The organism is Streptomyces sp. R41 (genome assembly GCF_041053055.1).
Lineage (GTDB): Bacteria > Actinomycetota > Actinomycetes > Streptomycetales > Streptomycetaceae > Streptomyces.
The window spans coordinates 9,214,287-9,228,388 of record NZ_CP163443.1; the positions used below are offsets into that span (position 1 = coordinate 9,214,287).

Below are 14,102 nucleotides of genomic sequence, written 5' to 3' on the forward strand. Positions count from 1 at the left end.
TCTCGTCGCCGCGTTCGCGATGACCGGGTCCCAGGACGCCTGGACCGATCCGCTCCGAGTACCGTCAGCGGTTCCGCGCGGTCACGTGATGTGCCGCAGCAGCGCGGCGACTGCCGGGGGTGCCTCGCCCCGGGGCCGTACGACCATGACATTCCAGTGCGGTGCGTGGCGTTCGAGCCGGCGTACGGTCAGGTCGGGGAAGCGCCCGGCGATCGACTCGGGCATGATGCAGACGCCCAGATCGTGGCGGACGAGTTCGGCCGCCGCGACGATGTCGTTGACCTCGAAGATCGTGTCGCGCTCGACGAGAGCGGCACGGAAGGCCCGGTCCACCGCGGCCCGGACCGCCCAGCCGGGGGCGAAGTCCACCAGAGGAAGCCGGGCCACCTCGGCGAGTGCGACCTTTCCGTCGGCGTCGGCTCCCGTTCGGGTCAGTTCCCGCTCGGGAGAGACCACCAGCACCATTTCCTCCCTGGCGAGCAGGCGGGTGACCAGCCCCCGCTGCTGCCGACGGTCGAGGGCGACCACCGCCAGGTCCACCGTCCCGTCGCGCAGCGCCTGCCGGATGTCGACCACGGCTGCCTGCCGGAGCCGGACCACCACGCCGGGATGTTCGGCTCGCAGTGCGGCCAGGGCGTGGTGGAGGCCGGCCCAGACGCCTTGCATCGTGCCGACCGTCACCGTCCCCCGCAGCTGCCCCTGCACGGCGTCCACCGCCGACCGCGCCTGATCCGCGGCGCGCAGGGCCGCGCGCGCGGCCGGTACGAACGCTTCGCCGGCCGGTGTCAGTGCCACCCGATGGGTGGTGCGGTCGAACAGCCGCGTGCCCAGCTCTCCCTCCAAGGCGCGCACCGTGCCCGACACGGCGGACTGGACGACGTGGAGCCGCTGCGCCGCCGCCGTGAAGCCGCCCTCTTCGGCGACGGCGACGACGACTTCCATCTGCCGCAGGTCCATGAGCACCGCTCCCGGTCGCCGGGGTCATCCCATGGAAATCTCTCATGGAGATAACAGTCTTCATCGATTATCGCGTGAAGTGCGGAAGCCGGGCTACTCGGCTCGCGTTGTGCCGGTCACGAAGCCGAATGTGGAATGGGTCGAAGGAGAGGTCGCTCATGACCGTGTTCACCCGCACGACAGACCGGGCGCCGGGCACGCAGGCCCGGACGGCAGGGACCCTCGGAAGCGTTCCACGGCGTCGCTCGCACGCCCGTCACCATGTGGGTTTCTGGCTGGTCGCCGCGACCTTCACCCTGACCATGGCCTTCTCCACCGTGCCCACCCCGCTCTATCCGCTGTACCAGCGTGCCGACGGGTTCGGACCGTTTGTCGTCACGATCGTCTTCGCGACCTATGCCGTCGGCGTGCTGGCGGCACTCTTCCTGGCCGGACATCTGTCGGACTGGTTCGGGCGCAGAACCGTGTTGCTCCCCGCGATCGCGCTCAGCATCGCGTCCGCTCTGGTCTTCGCGAGCTGGTCCTCCGTGCCTGTCCTGCTCGTGGCCCGTCTGCTGTCGGGACTGAGCGTGGGACTGCTGACGGCGACGGCCACCGCGTACCTGGACGACCTCCACCGGCACGCCCGGCCCGGCGCCTCGTCCGTGCGCGCCAATGTGGTGGCCACGGCTGCCAACCTCGGCGGGCTGGGACTCGGCCCACTGGTCTCCGGGCTCCTCGCCGAACACACCTCGGCCCCCCTGCACACCCCCTACCTGCTCTTCCTCGGCCTGTTCGTCCTCGGAGCGGTGGCCGTGGTCCTGACTCCGGAAACCGTGGAACGGCCCGATCCGCGGCCGCGTTACCGCCCCCAGCGCATCAGCGTTCCCGACCGGGCCCGTCCCGCGTTCTTCGCCGCGGCCGGCGCCGCTCTGATCGCCTTCGCGGTCTTCGGCCTGTTCACCTCATTGACTCCGGTCGTCCTCAGGGACCTGCACGTCGCTTCCCCCACGGTCACCGGACTCGCGGCCTTCCTCGTCTTCGGCTCGGCCGCGTCTGCACAGATCCTGCTGGCTCGCCTGGGCACCCGTACCCAACTGCTCCTGGGGCTGGGGCTCCTCGCGGTCGGCATGGCCGCGCTGACCGCCGCCGTCTGGACGGCGGACCTCCCGCTGTTCCTCGTCGGTGGCGCGGTCTCCGGGGCGGCCGCCGGTACGGCCTTCAAGGGCAGTGTCAGTACGGTGCTGTCGCTGGCCGTGCCCGAGCGGCGCGGAGAGACACTCACCGGGCTGTTCCTCGCCGCCTATCTGGGCCTGTCGCTCCCGGTACTGGGGCTGGGCCTGGCCGTGCAGACGGTACCGGTCCGCGACGCCGTGCTGGTCTTCGCGTTCCTGGTCGCCGTCCCGGCGGTCCTTCTGGCGCGCCGGTTCGCCCGTCGATGAGCGGTTCAGGACCTCGTACGAGGGAAGGTGTCCGCCCAGTACGCGCTCGGAAGCGCCGAAACCGTACGCCTGGGCGGTGTCGAGGGAGTTGATGCCGAGCTCGCGGGCCTCCCGGATGGCACTGATGGCCCGGTCCTCGTCGTACGTCCTCCACTGCCCACTCGGGGCGCCCGCTGCGGCGGCGCCGACGGCGCGTGTGGGGCGCGGCGCCGCCGGACCGGTTCGGTCGTTACCGCTGGGCGCGGCGGCGGCGGACCACCAGGACGGCGCCCGTGCCGGCGACGACGGCCGCGGCCGCCGCGCCCGCGACGGGCAGTGCGGAAGCGGAACCGGTGTTCGCCAGGTCGCCACCGGTGGAGGCGGAGCCCGAGGAACCGGTCGCGGTGGAGGAGCCGCCCGTGGAACCCGAACCGCCGGTGGACCCGGTGCTGGAACCTCCGGTGGACGAGGCGCCGGAGCCTCCGGTGGATGACGTCGAGCCGCCACCGCTCGAGCCGCTGCCACCCGTCGACCCGCCGCCGGTGACGTCGAGCAGGATGTCGGCCGTGTCGTTCGCCTTGTTCTTGTCGAACGGCCGAGGCTCTCCGGCGAGCGCCACCGAACCCTTGGCCCCCGGTACCACCTTGTCGATCTTCAGGGTGAAGGTGTAGGTCTCCCCGCCCTCTTCGTCGACCCAGGACTGGCTGGTGCCGCAGTCGTAGCTTCCGGATCCCGTGCTGTGGCAGAACCCGTGGGCCTTGGTGACCGTCGTACCGGCGGGCATCTTGACCAGAACCCGGGTCGCCGGGGTGCCCGCGTCCCTCAGCACCCAGCCCGGCCCGGCGTTGGTGAACTTCACCTCCAGGGAAACCATGTCCCCTACGCGGCCCTTCACCCGTGCTCCGGACACCTGGAAGTCGGCCGTGTTCGTCGCGGTCACCGCCACATCGGCCGCGTCCCAGTCGGGGTGCTGGGCGGAGCCGGTGCCGGTCGGGGTGGCGTCGGGCCGCTCGACCAGCTTCACCGCGGGCGCGGTCCCGCGCACGGGCTGCGAGGCGCCGTCCCCGGGGGCGTTGTCGTAGGTGGCGACCGCCACCCGAAGCCTGTCGTACAGCGCGCGGTCGAGAACGTTCAGCGTCAGCGACTTCTCAGGTGCGTAGACGACGCCGGGTTCCACCGTCTGATCGAATTCGCAGACCGCGGCGGAGGAGCTCGGAGCCTCGTCGAAGGAGGAGACCTCGTAGCGAAGGCAGTTGGAGGGCAGTTCCGCTTGGCTCAGCCCGCGGGTGACGGAGTACGACAGCCAGATCTTGTCGACGGCCTCGGTGCCCTTGTTCGTGAACGTGACCGGCACCTCGACGCTGCTGTCCGGCTTCACGCCGTCGATCGGGGCGATCTCTCCCAGAGCCAGTCCGGGGCCCGGGTCGTCGGCGACGGCGGGCGCGGCACCCAGCGCGATCAGCGCGACGGCTCCGATCGCGCCGGCGGTCTTGCGGAGCATGGGGAAACCGGGAGCGGTTTGGGGCATGGGGGTCCCTCTGGGTGAAGCGTCGGCGACGGATGGACGAACTGCGGGGGAACGCCAGTTCCCGCCCATCAGACACACGCCGCCACCGAAGGGTTGTACCGCGGCGGATCATCGAACCCGAAGCACCCGCGGAAGTCTGCGGCCCGGATCCGGCAGGATCCGGGCCGCAGACTTCTGATCGTTCCTCAGAAGGAGCCGGGGGTGCGGCCGAGGGTGTCCGTGGGGTCGGCGGGGTCGGCGCCCTTGACCTGGCCGACGTAGAGCTCGAGTTGGGAGCGGAAGCGCTCGACGGCGGCGCGGTTCGACATGAACTTCACGAACGCGTCGGGGTCGGTGTTCTTGTACGAGGCGAGCGGCTTCAGACCGGCCGGGGGCGCGATGTCCTCGCGGACGGACCAGGTCCAGGTGGCAATGGCGTTCTTCTGCGTGGCCTGCGAGTTCAGCCAGCTCAGGAAGAGCTTGGCCCCCGCCTTGTGCGGGGCCTTCTTGAAGATGGCGCCGCGCTGGGCCCAGGAGTTGAAGCGCTCGGTGCTGGAGAAGACCTGGGTGCCGTCCGGGCGGGCGTCACCGCCGACGGCGATCGAGGCGAGGTAGTCGCCGCTCGCCACGCCGGCCGACGAGCCGGGCACGCCACGGATCAGCTTCGGGTTCTGCCGGACGAGCTTGGCCAGGTAGTTCCAGCCGTACTTGTCCACGATCTGCTTGTAGCCGAACAGTACGGCGTCGTCGTCGTTCGGGTAGGTCAGGATCAGCTTGTTCTTGTAGGCGGGCTCGAGCAGGTCCGTGCCCTTGAAGTCGCCGGGGTTCGCCGGGAGTTGCCTGGTGTTGACGATGTAGGAGAAGGCGCCGTAGAAGACGCCGGTGTAGTAGCCGTCCTTGTCCTTGGCGTTGGCGTACACGTCGTTCCAGCCGACCGGCTTGTACTTGAGCAGGTCGCCGTGCTTCTTCCAGCGGTCGAAGTCCTGGGCGGTCTGCAGGATCGCGGCGTCTGCGGTCAGGTGGCCGGTGGCGAGCTGGTTGTCGATGCGGGCGTCGTGGTACTTGCTCAGGTCGGTGACCAGGTGGAGCTTCACGTCCGGGAACTGCTTCGTGAAGGCGTCGGCCAGCGAGTCCCACTGGCCGGGCGCGTCGCCGCCGATGTAGACGGTGACCTTGCCGCCCTCCGCCTTGGCCGCCTGGTAGAGCGCCTGCAGCTGGTCCTGCTCTCTCGCGGCGGCCGGCTGGGCGGCCTGCGCGATGGCGGTCGCGGAGACCGCGGTCAGGGCCAGGCCGGTGGCGATGGCCACACCCAGCCTCTTCTTCTTGGTGAGCTTCATTGCGATGTGCTGCCTTTCGTGCATCGAGCTTTCGTGCATCGAGCCGATGTTTGAGACTTCAAACATCGCGACGAAAGGGATGGTACATGGCATGTTTGAAACTTCAAACGGAGCCCCGGTAGAGTGTGAGCATGCCCACGACGCCGCGCTGGCTCAACGCCGAGGAACGACGGGCCTGGCTGGCCTACGTCGACTTCTCCACCCTGCTCGCCGACTATCTGAACCGGCAGCTGCGGCGCGATGCCGGCATGACACACGCCGACTACACGCTGCTGGCCCACCTCTCATCGGCGCCCGATCGCGCCATGGGAATGTCCGAGCTCGCCCGGCGTCTGAAGATCACCCGCAGCCGGCTCACCCATGCCGTGAACCGGCTGAGCGAGGCCGGTCTGGTGGACCGACGGGAGGATCCCGCCGATGGCCGAGGCCAGCTCGCCGTCCTGACCGGCGAGGGGTACGCCCTGCTGGAGCAAGCGGCTCCCGGGCACGTGGAAGCCGTGCGCCGCGCGCTCTTCGACGCCCTCACTCCTGAACAGGTGAGTCAACTCGCAGAGATCGGCGAAGCCATCGGCGCGGCGCTGCAACGCGTGGAGACAGCCGAGACCGACCCGGCGGTGCTGCCCTGGCGGCGCCGCTAGGCGTCCCGGCGCTAGGCGTCCCGGCGCTTGGCGGATTCAGCGGGTGGCGGCGCGGCCCAGGCCGTCCAGCCAGTCCTGGTGGCCGTTGAGCATCGGGTTGGGCTTCTGGCGGGCCAGTTCCGCGGCCGGCAGGCCGATCTGGGTCTCCTGGGTGAGGACCCTTTTCCTGGTGCAGCGGCCCGGCGCCGAGAGCAACCCGGACGTCGCTCGGGTCCGCGACAGTCTCGTCCGGGCCGCCCGCGCCTGGTAGCGCCGTCCTGCGCGAAGTGGCACTCTCCCGCAACTCCGTGTTCGCGGGCCGCGACGGCGTTCGCGGGCCATGACCTGACCGTCGGTGTTTCCGGCCGGACCCTCGGAATTTCCGGTCCTACCCGCGGAATTTGGCTCATTCAATCCGGGTATGGCTGATTCGAGGTTCTTTTGAGGGCCTTATCGGGCGCGTTTCCCCATGACGTGACGTTTCAGCAGCGGCCGGGTTCCCCTACGGCTCGCGCGAGTTGTATAGCACGGCATACGGCGTGCCGGAACGCTATCCTCCGTTTTCCATGCGGATGAGTGGAAGCCATTCGGTGCGGTTTGTTGGTCAGTGGGCTCGGAAAAGAAACCTCGCGACGGGTTGGGGATAGGCCGTGCGGATATTTCGACTTCGCACCAGAAATCGTTTCGGGGCCATGGATCACAGGAATTTGGAAGACCACTTAGGTGAGTTCGGTATCGTCGATCGAGCAATTCACGAATCCCAGGAAGAGGTGCGGCGGGAGCTGTCCTGGGATGTGATCGCCAGTCATCGGGAGCGTCTGATGCGGCTGGTCCGCCGGCGGCTTCCGAATGCCCAGGACGCGGAGGACTGCGTACAGGAAGCGATGCTGAGGGCGGCCGCCCACGGCAATCTGGACCGCGAGCGGATTGGTCCCTTTCTGACCACGGTGGCCCTGCGCCTGTGCGTCGACCACTACCGCGAACTGGAGCGCAGACGAAGGCTGTTGCGCCGCGCGGCGGACGTGGGCACCGCCGAGACGCCGGACGAGGGGGTGTGTGATCAGGACTTCGGGCGCTGGCTGCTCGGTCAGGTCCACCTGCTGCGCGGCCGCGAGCGCCAGGTCGTGCTCGCCCGCGCCCATGGAATCTCCACGCTGGAATTCGCGCGCATGCACCAGATCTCGGTGAAGGCGGCCGAAGGCGCGTTCACCCGGGGGCGGGCGCGGTTGCGACTCGTCTGCGCGAAAGCTTTGGACGGCGCCGCGGCATAACGGATCGCCGTCACTCCACAACGATTTTCTGTCGCGGCGCAACGGTACTCCGTCGTGGCACAAAAGATTTCCGTCCTCTTCCCGCGGTCGATCGATGTCGGCGCGGGTGTCAAAACGGCTCCCGAATTCCGGGAGTTCAGGTGAGCAGACGAGAGGGAAAGGGCATCTTCCGTGGCCAAAAACAATACCCAGGACACCATCAAGGATTTCATCGGCGATATTGCCGACAGCACCAAGAAGGCGTTCGACGAGATTCTCGACCGCAAAGGCGACGACAGTAATTCCGTGGACTGGCTCAATCCGGTGAACCCGTATCAGGCACTGAGCGGACTGCCGGGCGATGTCCTGCGGACGGTCAGCGCGCTGTCGGCCCTCGGCGGCGTGGCCAATCCCGTGGCAGCGCTCGCGAACGCCGCCAACGCCGCGGCCGGAGTCGGCGCGGCGAATCCACTCGCCGCGCTCACGGGCGCCGCCCCCAACCCGCTCGCGGCGATCACCGGTGGCGGGGCGAATCCCCTCGCCGCCCTCAGCGGCGCCGCCGGTGCGGCGAACCCCCTCGCCGCGGGCGGAGCCAATCCGCTGGCCGCGCTCGGACAGGTGGCGGGCGGCGCGACATCGGCCGTGTCGGGGGCGGCGGACATGGCCGAGGGACTGGCCGCGCTGCCGCGGCAGATCGCCCAGCTCTCCGAGCTCGTCGCGTCCCTGGTCGGTGTGCTGGAGAACGTCCAGCAGGTCACCGGTGCCGTGACCGGCGCCGGCCGTGCGCCCGCGGCGAGGAAGGGAGGCTGAGCGGCCGGCTCGCCGACCGCCACCGGGCGCGTACCGCCTCACCCCCGTGAGTGAGCGCGCCGCATGACCGACGGATCTCGTCAGGCACAGGAGGTTGTGACACATGAGTGCCCTGCTCGGCAGTCGGCTCCGGCTGGTTGTGAAGGTACTGGGAAGCCTCGTCGCCGACGAGGTCGGCCGGATGACGCGGGAGCGCCGACGGACCGGGCGCGGCCCGCTGTCCCCGGCGGAAGCCGAGGCCTCCGCCGGGGACGGGGGCGCCGCCGGGGAAGGCGCGCGCCGGGCCAAGGCGGTGCGGCACGCCCTGGAGAGCCTCGGCCCCTTCTATGTGAAGCTCGGTCAGATCCTCTCCACCCGGCCCGACATGGTGCCCGCCTCCATGATCAGTGAGCTGCAGAACCTCCACGACCAGGTCGACGTCCAGCCGTTCTCCCTCTTCGAACCCGTACTCCAGCAGGAGTTGGGCCCGGACTGGAAGCTGCGCTTCGACGACATCGAGACGACCCGCCCGCTGGGGGCGGCGTCCCTGGCCCAGGTGTACCGGGTGACCCTGCCCGGCGGACGGCCCGCGGTGGTGAAGGTGCAACGGCCCGGCATCCGCGACACGGTCCACGCGGACATGGCCCTGATGCGCAAGGCGTCCAGGATCGTGGCCCGTACCGCCCCCCGCTTCAACGAGGTCATCGACGTGGAGGCGATGCTCGGCTCCATCTTCGACGCGATGGAACCCGAGCTGGACTTCACCGGCGAGGCCCGCAACATGGACGAGGCCCGCGAGAACATCCGGCGCTATCCGACGCTCGACGTGCCCCGGGTCATCCACGCCACCCCCAAGGTGCTCGTCCAGTCGCTGGCGCCGGGTGCTTCCGTACGGCACCTCGACCGCGACCGGTTCAGCGACCGGGAGCGCACGGAGATCGGCAAGGATCTGCTGCGCTTCATGTACCGGGGGTACTTCGTCGATCGGATGTTCCACGCCGACCCCCACGCGGGCAATGTCTTCGCGCTGCCCGGCGGTCCGGCCACGCTGATCGACTGGGGCATGGTCGGCCGGCTCGACCGCCGTACGAGTCTGCAGTTGCTGCCGCTCCTCATGGCCATCGCCCAGAACGACGGTCACGGACTGGCGCGGGCGTGGGCGGACATGGGCCGGGTCACCCCCTGGTCGAACCTGCCCGCGTTCGCCGCCGACATGGCGGCGCTGGTTCCCAAGGTCGCCACCGCCTCCCTCGAAGACATCAACTTCGGGGTCTCCCTGACCACGGTCCTGGAGAAGGCGACCAGGCGGGGCATCGGCTCGGCGCCCGCCATCTCCCTGCTGGGCAAGTCCTTCGCGAACCTGGAGGGTTCGGTGCGCTGCCTCGCGCCGGACATCGCCCTCGCGGAGGTCTTCAAGGCGGAGGCGCGCGGGATCATCGTGGCGCTGATCCGGGAGTACTTCTCCCTGGACCAGGTCGCCCGCAACACGATGGACCTGCTGGCCGCGGCCGCGTTCGCTCCAGAACAGTGGCGCGGGCTCCTCTCCGATGCCGCCAACCGCCAGCTCGCGCTCCAGGTCCACGAGCCGTACACGCCCGCGTCCATGGGCGGGCAGCGGCCCTGGTCGCCGTCGCGCGGCCTGCTGGCGCTGGGTGCCGCGGCCCTGCTGTACGACCGCCGCCGGGCGCCCCGCTGACCATCACACCTGACGTTCCCTCAATAACCGTACGCACAAAGGAATCACCCATGCCCATGACGCACCATGACACTCCGCGCGACGCGGGAACCGGCTCCTTGCTGGACGGAGTCTCGCAGACGGCCCTGTGGACCGTACGCATGCGGGCCCAGGAATCCGCCCGGGCGGACGCGCTTTTCGACGATCCGCTGGCCGCAGAGTTCCTGGACGCCGCCGGCGCGGTCGGTGCCCCGCCCGGATCCGGTGTCCTGCAAAGGGTGCTGCCCGACTGGCTGGCCGTCCGCACCCGCTTCTTCGACGACCACCTGCTCGCCGCGGCGCACGCGGGCTGCCGTCAAGTCGTCCTGCTGGGAGCCGGGTTGGACACCCGGGCCCACCGGCTCGACTGGCCGGACGGAACCCATGTCTTCGAGGTCGATCTGCCCGCCGTACAGGCCTTCAAGGAGCGGGTCCTCGCGGGCCGGAGCCCGGACACGGCTCGCCGTACGACGGTCGCGGCCGACCTGCTGGGCGACTGGAGGGGAGCGGCCCTCGCCGCGGGCTTCGACCCCACCCTGCCCACCGCCTGGCTGTGCGAGGGGCTGCTCTTCTACCTCCAGCCGGAGGCGGTGGAGAGCCTGATCGGCACGGTCGGTGAACTCTCCGCGCCGGGCAGCACCCTCGGCGCCGAGTGCCTGAACGCCGACACCGCCGATTCCCCCTTCGTCAAACCGTGGCTGGAGGCCCTGTCCGGCTCGGGAACACCGTGGGTCTGGCACCTCGCGGACGCGGAGCACTGGTGGGGCGGGCACGGCTGGCAGGCGCAGATCGCGGACCTGCTGGCGCTGCCGTACGCGGTCGAGCGGTTCGCCCCGCATCTGGCGGCGCTCCCAGGGGTCGAGACGGACAGCATGATCCTGGTGACGGCGACGGTCCCGGCCGGCGGGCGGTGACCGTGGACGGGCACAATCTCTGCCAGACCCCCACCACCTATCGGCTCCTGCGCCTCGAGTATCTGCTCGGGCTCCTGGCCGCCGCCGGGTTCTTCCTCGCGCACCTCGCCGAAGTGCGCTGGTGGGTCGCCGTCGTCCTCTTCGCGTACGTGGACGTCATCGGCTACCTGCCGGGGGCGATCGCCTATCACCGCAGCCCCGACAAGCAGGTCGCGCGCCTCTATTACGTGCTCTACAACACCATGCACAGCCTCAGCGTCCAGGGCGCGGTCCTCGGGGCCTGGGTTCTGGCGTACGGCTGGGAGTGGGCGTTGCTGGTCCTGCCGGTCCATCTGTTCGGGGACCGGGCCCTGTTCGGCAACTTCGCAAAGTCCTTCACCGTGTCCTTCGAGCCGGTTCCGCACCCGTCCGTCCAGTCCGCGCTGCGGGACTTCGCGACCGTGCCCTGGCACGAGGCGGCGGCCCGGTGAACCCTCCGCAGGTGCTCGCGGACACGGAGGCGTACGAGATGCTGCGCCGCCACGGCAGCCACAGCAGCGCGTTCCTCGCGCTGAACAGCGGCAACCGTCGCTTTCACGCGGAGGGTGTCGACGGCTTCGTCCCGTACCGGGAGGGCGGACGCCGGTATCTGTTCCAGCTGGGCGGGCCCGTCTGCGCGGCTCGGGATCAGGAGCGGCTGCTGACGGCACTGCTCGACCGGGCCGGAAGCGAAGGGCGGCGGGTCGTCGCCGTGCAACTCTCCCGCGCCGGGGCCGAGTTGCACGCCGGGTACGGCTTCGCCGTCAACCAGTTCGGCGCCTCCTTCAGTATCGCGCTCGACGGATACGGCCTGGGCGGCCAGCGCATGGTCAAGGTGCGCAACATGGTCAACCGGGCCCGCAGAGAAGGAGTCACCGTCGCCGAAGTGCCCGCGGGGGAGCAGGACGGCGCCGCTCTCGACGCGGTGGACGCGGCGTGGCTGCGGGCGAAGGGCCGGCACGTCAAGGAACTCGAGTTCCTCATCGGCGAACGCGGCGGACCGGGCGCACCGCACCGGCGCCTGTTCACCGCCGTTCATGAGGGGCGGACCGTCGGTTACGTGTCCTACTCGCCCGTGTTCGGCGAGCGGTCCGGCCGGCTGTACGACCTGACGCGGCGGCTGCCGGACGCCCCGCCCGGCACGGTGGAGCTGATGTTCGCCACCGCGCTGCGCCAGTTCCAGGACGAGGGGTGCGACTGGCTGCACCTCGGGTTCACCCCGTTCGTGCAGCTCGGGGCGGACACCGCCGCGCCCGGCCCGACCAGCGGCCTCCTGCACCGCTGTGTGCGGCTGCTGGCGGCGAAGGGGCAGGCGATCTACCCGGCGGCCGCCCAGGAGTCCTTCAAGCTCAAGTGGCGCCCGCAGGTCATCGAACCGGAGTACCTGGCGTTCCAGGGCGGCGTGCGCCCCCCCGCCGTATGGCAGCTGATGCGCCTCACGAAGTCGGTCTGAAATCACCGGCGATCCATGAGCAGTATCTGAGTCAGAAAGGCCGAAATGACCACATCCATCGCGAAGTTCCCGGCGGAAGCCGACCGGCACCGCGCCCCGAGCCTGCTGGAAGGCGCGCTGCACACCGAGCTGACACCAGAGGGCTGCGACCTCGGCTACTGGTTTCGCGCGGTGCCGGAGGGCACCCTCGGAGGCGACCCGATGGGCCGGTCCGCGGACGTGTCCGTCCCGGCGCACATGATGGCGGACGGGCCGCTGCGCCAGGCCGTCATGCAGGAGCTCGCCTTCCGCTCGATGGCGGAGGAGAAGGCGGCTCGCGCCCTCTCCTTCCTGGTCGCCTACGCCCCCGACCTCGCCGGCATGGACTTCTACACCTCCCAACTGATGGACGAGGCCCGCCATGCCTACGCCTTCCGCGGTCACCTCCTCGAACTGGGCGTGCCCGCATACCAGTTGGAAGCCACCATGGAGGACCTCGCCGGGGCCGACCGGGACGCGATCCTGGCACCGCTGGAGGCGTTCGGACGGTCGGTCCTGGAGAAGGACCGGGACTACATCGGCGGCGTCATCACCCTGACCGTCCTGGTCGAAGGAGTGCTCGCGCCCACCGCCGAGCTGAGCGAGCGCAAGTGGCGGCCCTTCGATCCGCCGGCCGCCGAGATCGAGCGGGCCGCGGGCATCGATGAGATCCGGCATCTGTCCGTCGGCAGCACGATCGTGCGGCGCTATCTGCAGTGCCATCCGCAGGAGTTGCGGCGCATTCGCGAACTCGTCGCACAAGGGATGGAGTTGTGGAGCCGACTGCCTGTCCAGGAGCTGACGTTCCGTCGGGAGCAGCTCTATCAGCGGGGCTTGGAACAGCACCGCCACATCGCCGGCGACTACGAGCTGTGGCCGGGCCGCCGTCTGGTCGACACCACCGCCGAGGAACGGATGCTGGCCGCCGCCGAATGGGCGTGCGCCACACAGGAATCGCGGCTCGCCGACATGGGCCTCACTTCGTGACCGCACAGCACGTCCGGAAGGAAAGGGTCGGTGGCACTCCGATGACCGACAGCCCGGCAGTCGACTCCTCACCGTATGAACCAGGCGCGCTCGACGAGGACTTCCGCGAACTGACCCGGCGCGTCCAGGAAGCCGGACTCATGCGCCCCCGCAAGGGCCAGTACGTCACCGGGATCGCGGTGGTCTGGCTGATGAACGCGGTGGGCTGGGCGGTGCTCGCCCTCTCCGACGGCGTCTGGTGGAATGTGATCCTGGCAGCGGTGTGGCTCGCCGTCTGGCACGAGCAGCTGGCCTTCCTGGTGCACGACGCCGGACACCGTCAGATCACCCGGTCCCGGAAGTTCATCCAGGCGCTCGGCCTCATCCACGGGAACCTGATGCTCGGGGTGTGCTTCGGCTGGTGGGTGCAGCACCACAACCGGCACCACAACCATCCCAACCACCTGGAACTCGACCCGGACATCCTGCGCCGGGTGGCGATCTTCGCGCCCGAACAGGCCCAGGACCGCAAGGGATTCGCCCGCTTCCTGGCCGCCAACCAGCGGTACCTGTTCTTCCCGCTGCTCGGCCTGGAGGCCGTGGTCCTGCGCATCGCCGGCGTCATCGCCCTGCGCCGACGCGCCATCCGCCGGCCCCTCCTGGAGGGCGGCCTGATGGTCCTGCACGCGGTGCTCTTCTTCGGCGCCCTCTTCCTGCTGCTGCCCTGGCCGGCCGCGCTGCTGTTCCTGGCGTTCCACCAGGTCCTCCTCGGCTATCTTCTCGGCCTCGCCTTCGCCGTCAACCACAAGGGCCTGCCGACCCGCGTGGGCAAGGAGTGGAGCTGGCTGGAACGCCAGGTCCTCACCTCGCGCACCCTGCCCACCGGCTATCTCGGTGACTTCCTCTACGGCGGCCTCAACTACCAGATCGAGCACCACCTCTTCCCCGGGATGCCGCGCTCCGCTCTGCGGCGCGCCTACCCCGTGGTGAAGGCGTTCTGCGCGGAGCGGGAGATCCCGTACGTCGAGACGGGGGTCCTGGAGTCGTACCGCGACCTCGCGAACCACCTCGGTTCCGCGAGCGAAGTTCTCCGTGGCAACACGGCCACGGCCTGAAGGAGAAGGGGCTGGACGCAGTGACGTTCTCAACGACAGTGAAGAGG

13 protein-coding genes and 2 pseudogenes are annotated in these 14,102 nt (G+C 69.8%); 11 read left to right on the forward strand and 4 right to left on the reverse strand.

What is annotated here, in order from left to right:
• Window positions 1-81: 81 nt before the first annotated feature.
• Complete coding sequence (locus AB5J53_RS41825; protein WP_369250807.1) at window positions 82-957, reverse strand: LysR family transcriptional regulator; 876 nt, start codon at window positions 955-957, stop codon at window positions 82-84.
• A gap of 158 nt (window positions 958-1,115) precedes the next feature.
• Here AB5J53_RS41825 and AB5J53_RS41830 point away from each other — a divergent pair, with 158 nt between their 5' ends.
• Window positions 1,116-2,378 (forward strand): MFS transporter, encoded by a 1,263-nt coding sequence (locus AB5J53_RS41830; RefSeq protein WP_369250808.1) that lies wholly within the window; start codon window positions 1,116-1,118, stop codon window positions 2,376-2,378.
• A 33-nt stretch (window positions 2,379-2,411) separates the two neighbouring features.
• Here AB5J53_RS41830 and AB5J53_RS41835 read toward each other — a convergent pair.
• The 3 genes and pseudogenes from AB5J53_RS41835 to AB5J53_RS41845 form a co-directional block, all read right to left on the reverse strand.
• Window positions 2,412-2,528 (reverse strand): annotated as a pseudogene (locus tag AB5J53_RS41835) (aldo/keto reductase); the annotation flags it as partial.
• Window positions 2,529-2,607: 79 nt separating this feature from the next.
• Window positions 2,608-3,885, reverse strand: coding sequence for a hypothetical protein (locus AB5J53_RS41840; protein ID WP_369250809.1), 1,278 nt, complete (start codon window positions 3,883-3,885; stop codon window positions 2,608-2,610).
• Window positions 3,886-4,070: 185 nt separating this feature from the next.
• Entirely contained in the window at window positions 4,071-5,225 is a 1,155-nt protein-coding gene (locus tag AB5J53_RS41845; RefSeq protein WP_369250810.1) for an ABC transporter substrate-binding protein, read from the reverse strand.
• 107 nt (window positions 5,226-5,332) lie between these two features.
• Between AB5J53_RS41845 and AB5J53_RS41850 the strand changes: the two genes are divergently transcribed.
• The 10 genes and pseudogenes from AB5J53_RS41850 (at window position 5,333) to AB5J53_RS41895 (ending at window position 14,055) form a co-directional block, all read left to right on the forward strand.
• The gene (locus AB5J53_RS41850) at window positions 5,333-5,839 is read left to right on the forward strand and encodes a MarR family winged helix-turn-helix transcriptional regulator (RefSeq protein WP_369250811.1); all 507 of its coding nucleotides are present in this window, start codon (window positions 5,333-5,335) and stop codon (window positions 5,837-5,839) included.
• A gap of 151 nt (window positions 5,840-5,990) precedes the next feature.
• Window positions 5,991-6,089: pseudogene (locus AB5J53_RS41855) on the forward strand (LysR family transcriptional regulator); the annotation flags it as partial.
• Between the two features lie 421 nt (window positions 6,090-6,510).
• The gene (locus AB5J53_RS41860; protein ID WP_369250812.1) at window positions 6,511-7,089 is read left to right on the forward strand and encodes an RNA polymerase sigma factor; all 579 of its coding nucleotides are present in this window, start codon (window positions 6,511-6,513) and stop codon (window positions 7,087-7,089) included.
• A gap of 171 nt (window positions 7,090-7,260) precedes the next feature.
• Entirely contained in the window at window positions 7,261-7,878 is a 618-nt protein-coding gene (locus AB5J53_RS41865; protein ID WP_369250813.1) for a hypothetical protein, read from the forward strand.
• Between the two features lie 103 nt (window positions 7,879-7,981).
• Window positions 7,982-9,553 carry an ABC1 kinase family protein gene (locus AB5J53_RS41870; protein ID WP_369250814.1) on the forward strand — a complete coding sequence of 524 codons (1,572 nt, stop codon included), beginning with the start codon at window positions 7,982-7,984 and terminating at the stop codon, window positions 9,551-9,553.
• 50 nt (window positions 9,554-9,603) lie between these two features.
• Window positions 9,604-10,485, forward strand: coding sequence for an SAM-dependent methyltransferase (locus AB5J53_RS41875; RefSeq protein WP_369250815.1), 882 nt, complete (start codon window positions 9,604-9,606; stop codon window positions 10,483-10,485).
• A 2-nt stretch (window positions 10,486-10,487) separates the two neighbouring features.
• Window positions 10,488-10,955, forward strand: coding sequence for a hypothetical protein (locus tag AB5J53_RS41880; RefSeq protein ID WP_369250816.1), 468 nt, complete (start codon window positions 10,488-10,490; stop codon window positions 10,953-10,955).
• Window positions 10,952-11,956: a bifunctional lysylphosphatidylglycerol flippase/synthetase MprF gene (locus AB5J53_RS41885; RefSeq protein WP_369250817.1), complete on the forward strand. Its 1,005-nt coding sequence runs from the start codon at window positions 10,952-10,954 to the stop codon at window positions 11,954-11,956. The genes AB5J53_RS41880 and AB5J53_RS41885 overlap by 4 nt, the downstream gene beginning before the upstream one ends.
• A 45-nt stretch (window positions 11,957-12,001) precedes the next feature.
• Window positions 12,002-12,961: a VlmB-like protein gene (locus AB5J53_RS41890; RefSeq protein WP_369250818.1), complete on the forward strand. Its 960-nt coding sequence runs from the start codon at window positions 12,002-12,004 to the stop codon at window positions 12,959-12,961.
• A 41-nt stretch (window positions 12,962-13,002) separates the two neighbouring features.
• The gene (locus AB5J53_RS41895; RefSeq protein WP_369250819.1) at window positions 13,003-14,055 is read left to right on the forward strand and encodes an acyl-CoA desaturase; all 1,053 of its coding nucleotides are present in this window, start codon (window positions 13,003-13,005) and stop codon (window positions 14,053-14,055) included.
• Window positions 14,056-14,102: the final 47 nt, after the last annotated feature.

Bases quoted from the DNA above. Each gene is read 5' to 3' on its own strand.
- AB5J53_RS41870 (WP_369250814.1), top strand. From the start codon at position 7,982: ATGAGTGCCCTGCTCGGCAGTCGGCTCCGGCTGGTTGTGAAGGTACTG.
- AB5J53_RS41830 (WP_369250808.1), top strand. From the start codon at position 1,116: ATGACCGTGTTCACCCGCACGACAGACCGGGCGCCGGGCACGCAGGCC.
- AB5J53_RS41840 (WP_369250809.1), bottom strand. From the start codon at position 3,885: ATGCCCCAAACCGCTCCCGGTTTCCCCATGCTCCGCAAGACCGCCGGC.
- AB5J53_RS41875 (WP_369250815.1), top strand. From the start codon at position 9,604: ATGCCCATGACGCACCATGACACTCCGCGCGACGCGGGAACCGGCTCC.
- AB5J53_RS41860 (WP_369250812.1), top strand. From the start codon at position 6,511: ATGGATCACAGGAATTTGGAAGACCACTTAGGTGAGTTCGGTATCGTC.
- AB5J53_RS41825 (WP_369250807.1), bottom strand. From the start codon at position 957: ATGGACCTGCGGCAGATGGAAGTCGTCGTCGCCGTCGCCGAAGAGGGC.
- AB5J53_RS41895 (WP_369250819.1), top strand. From the start codon at position 13,003: ATGACCGACAGCCCGGCAGTCGACTCCTCACCGTATGAACCAGGCGCG.
- AB5J53_RS41850 (WP_369250811.1), top strand. From the start codon at position 5,333: ATGCCCACGACGCCGCGCTGGCTCAACGCCGAGGAACGACGGGCCTGG.
- AB5J53_RS41890 (WP_369250818.1), top strand. From the start codon at position 12,002: ATGACCACATCCATCGCGAAGTTCCCGGCGGAAGCCGACCGGCACCGC.
- AB5J53_RS41845 (WP_369250810.1), bottom strand. From the start codon at position 5,225: ATGCACGAAAGGCAGCACATCGCAATGAAGCTCACCAAGAAGAAGAGG.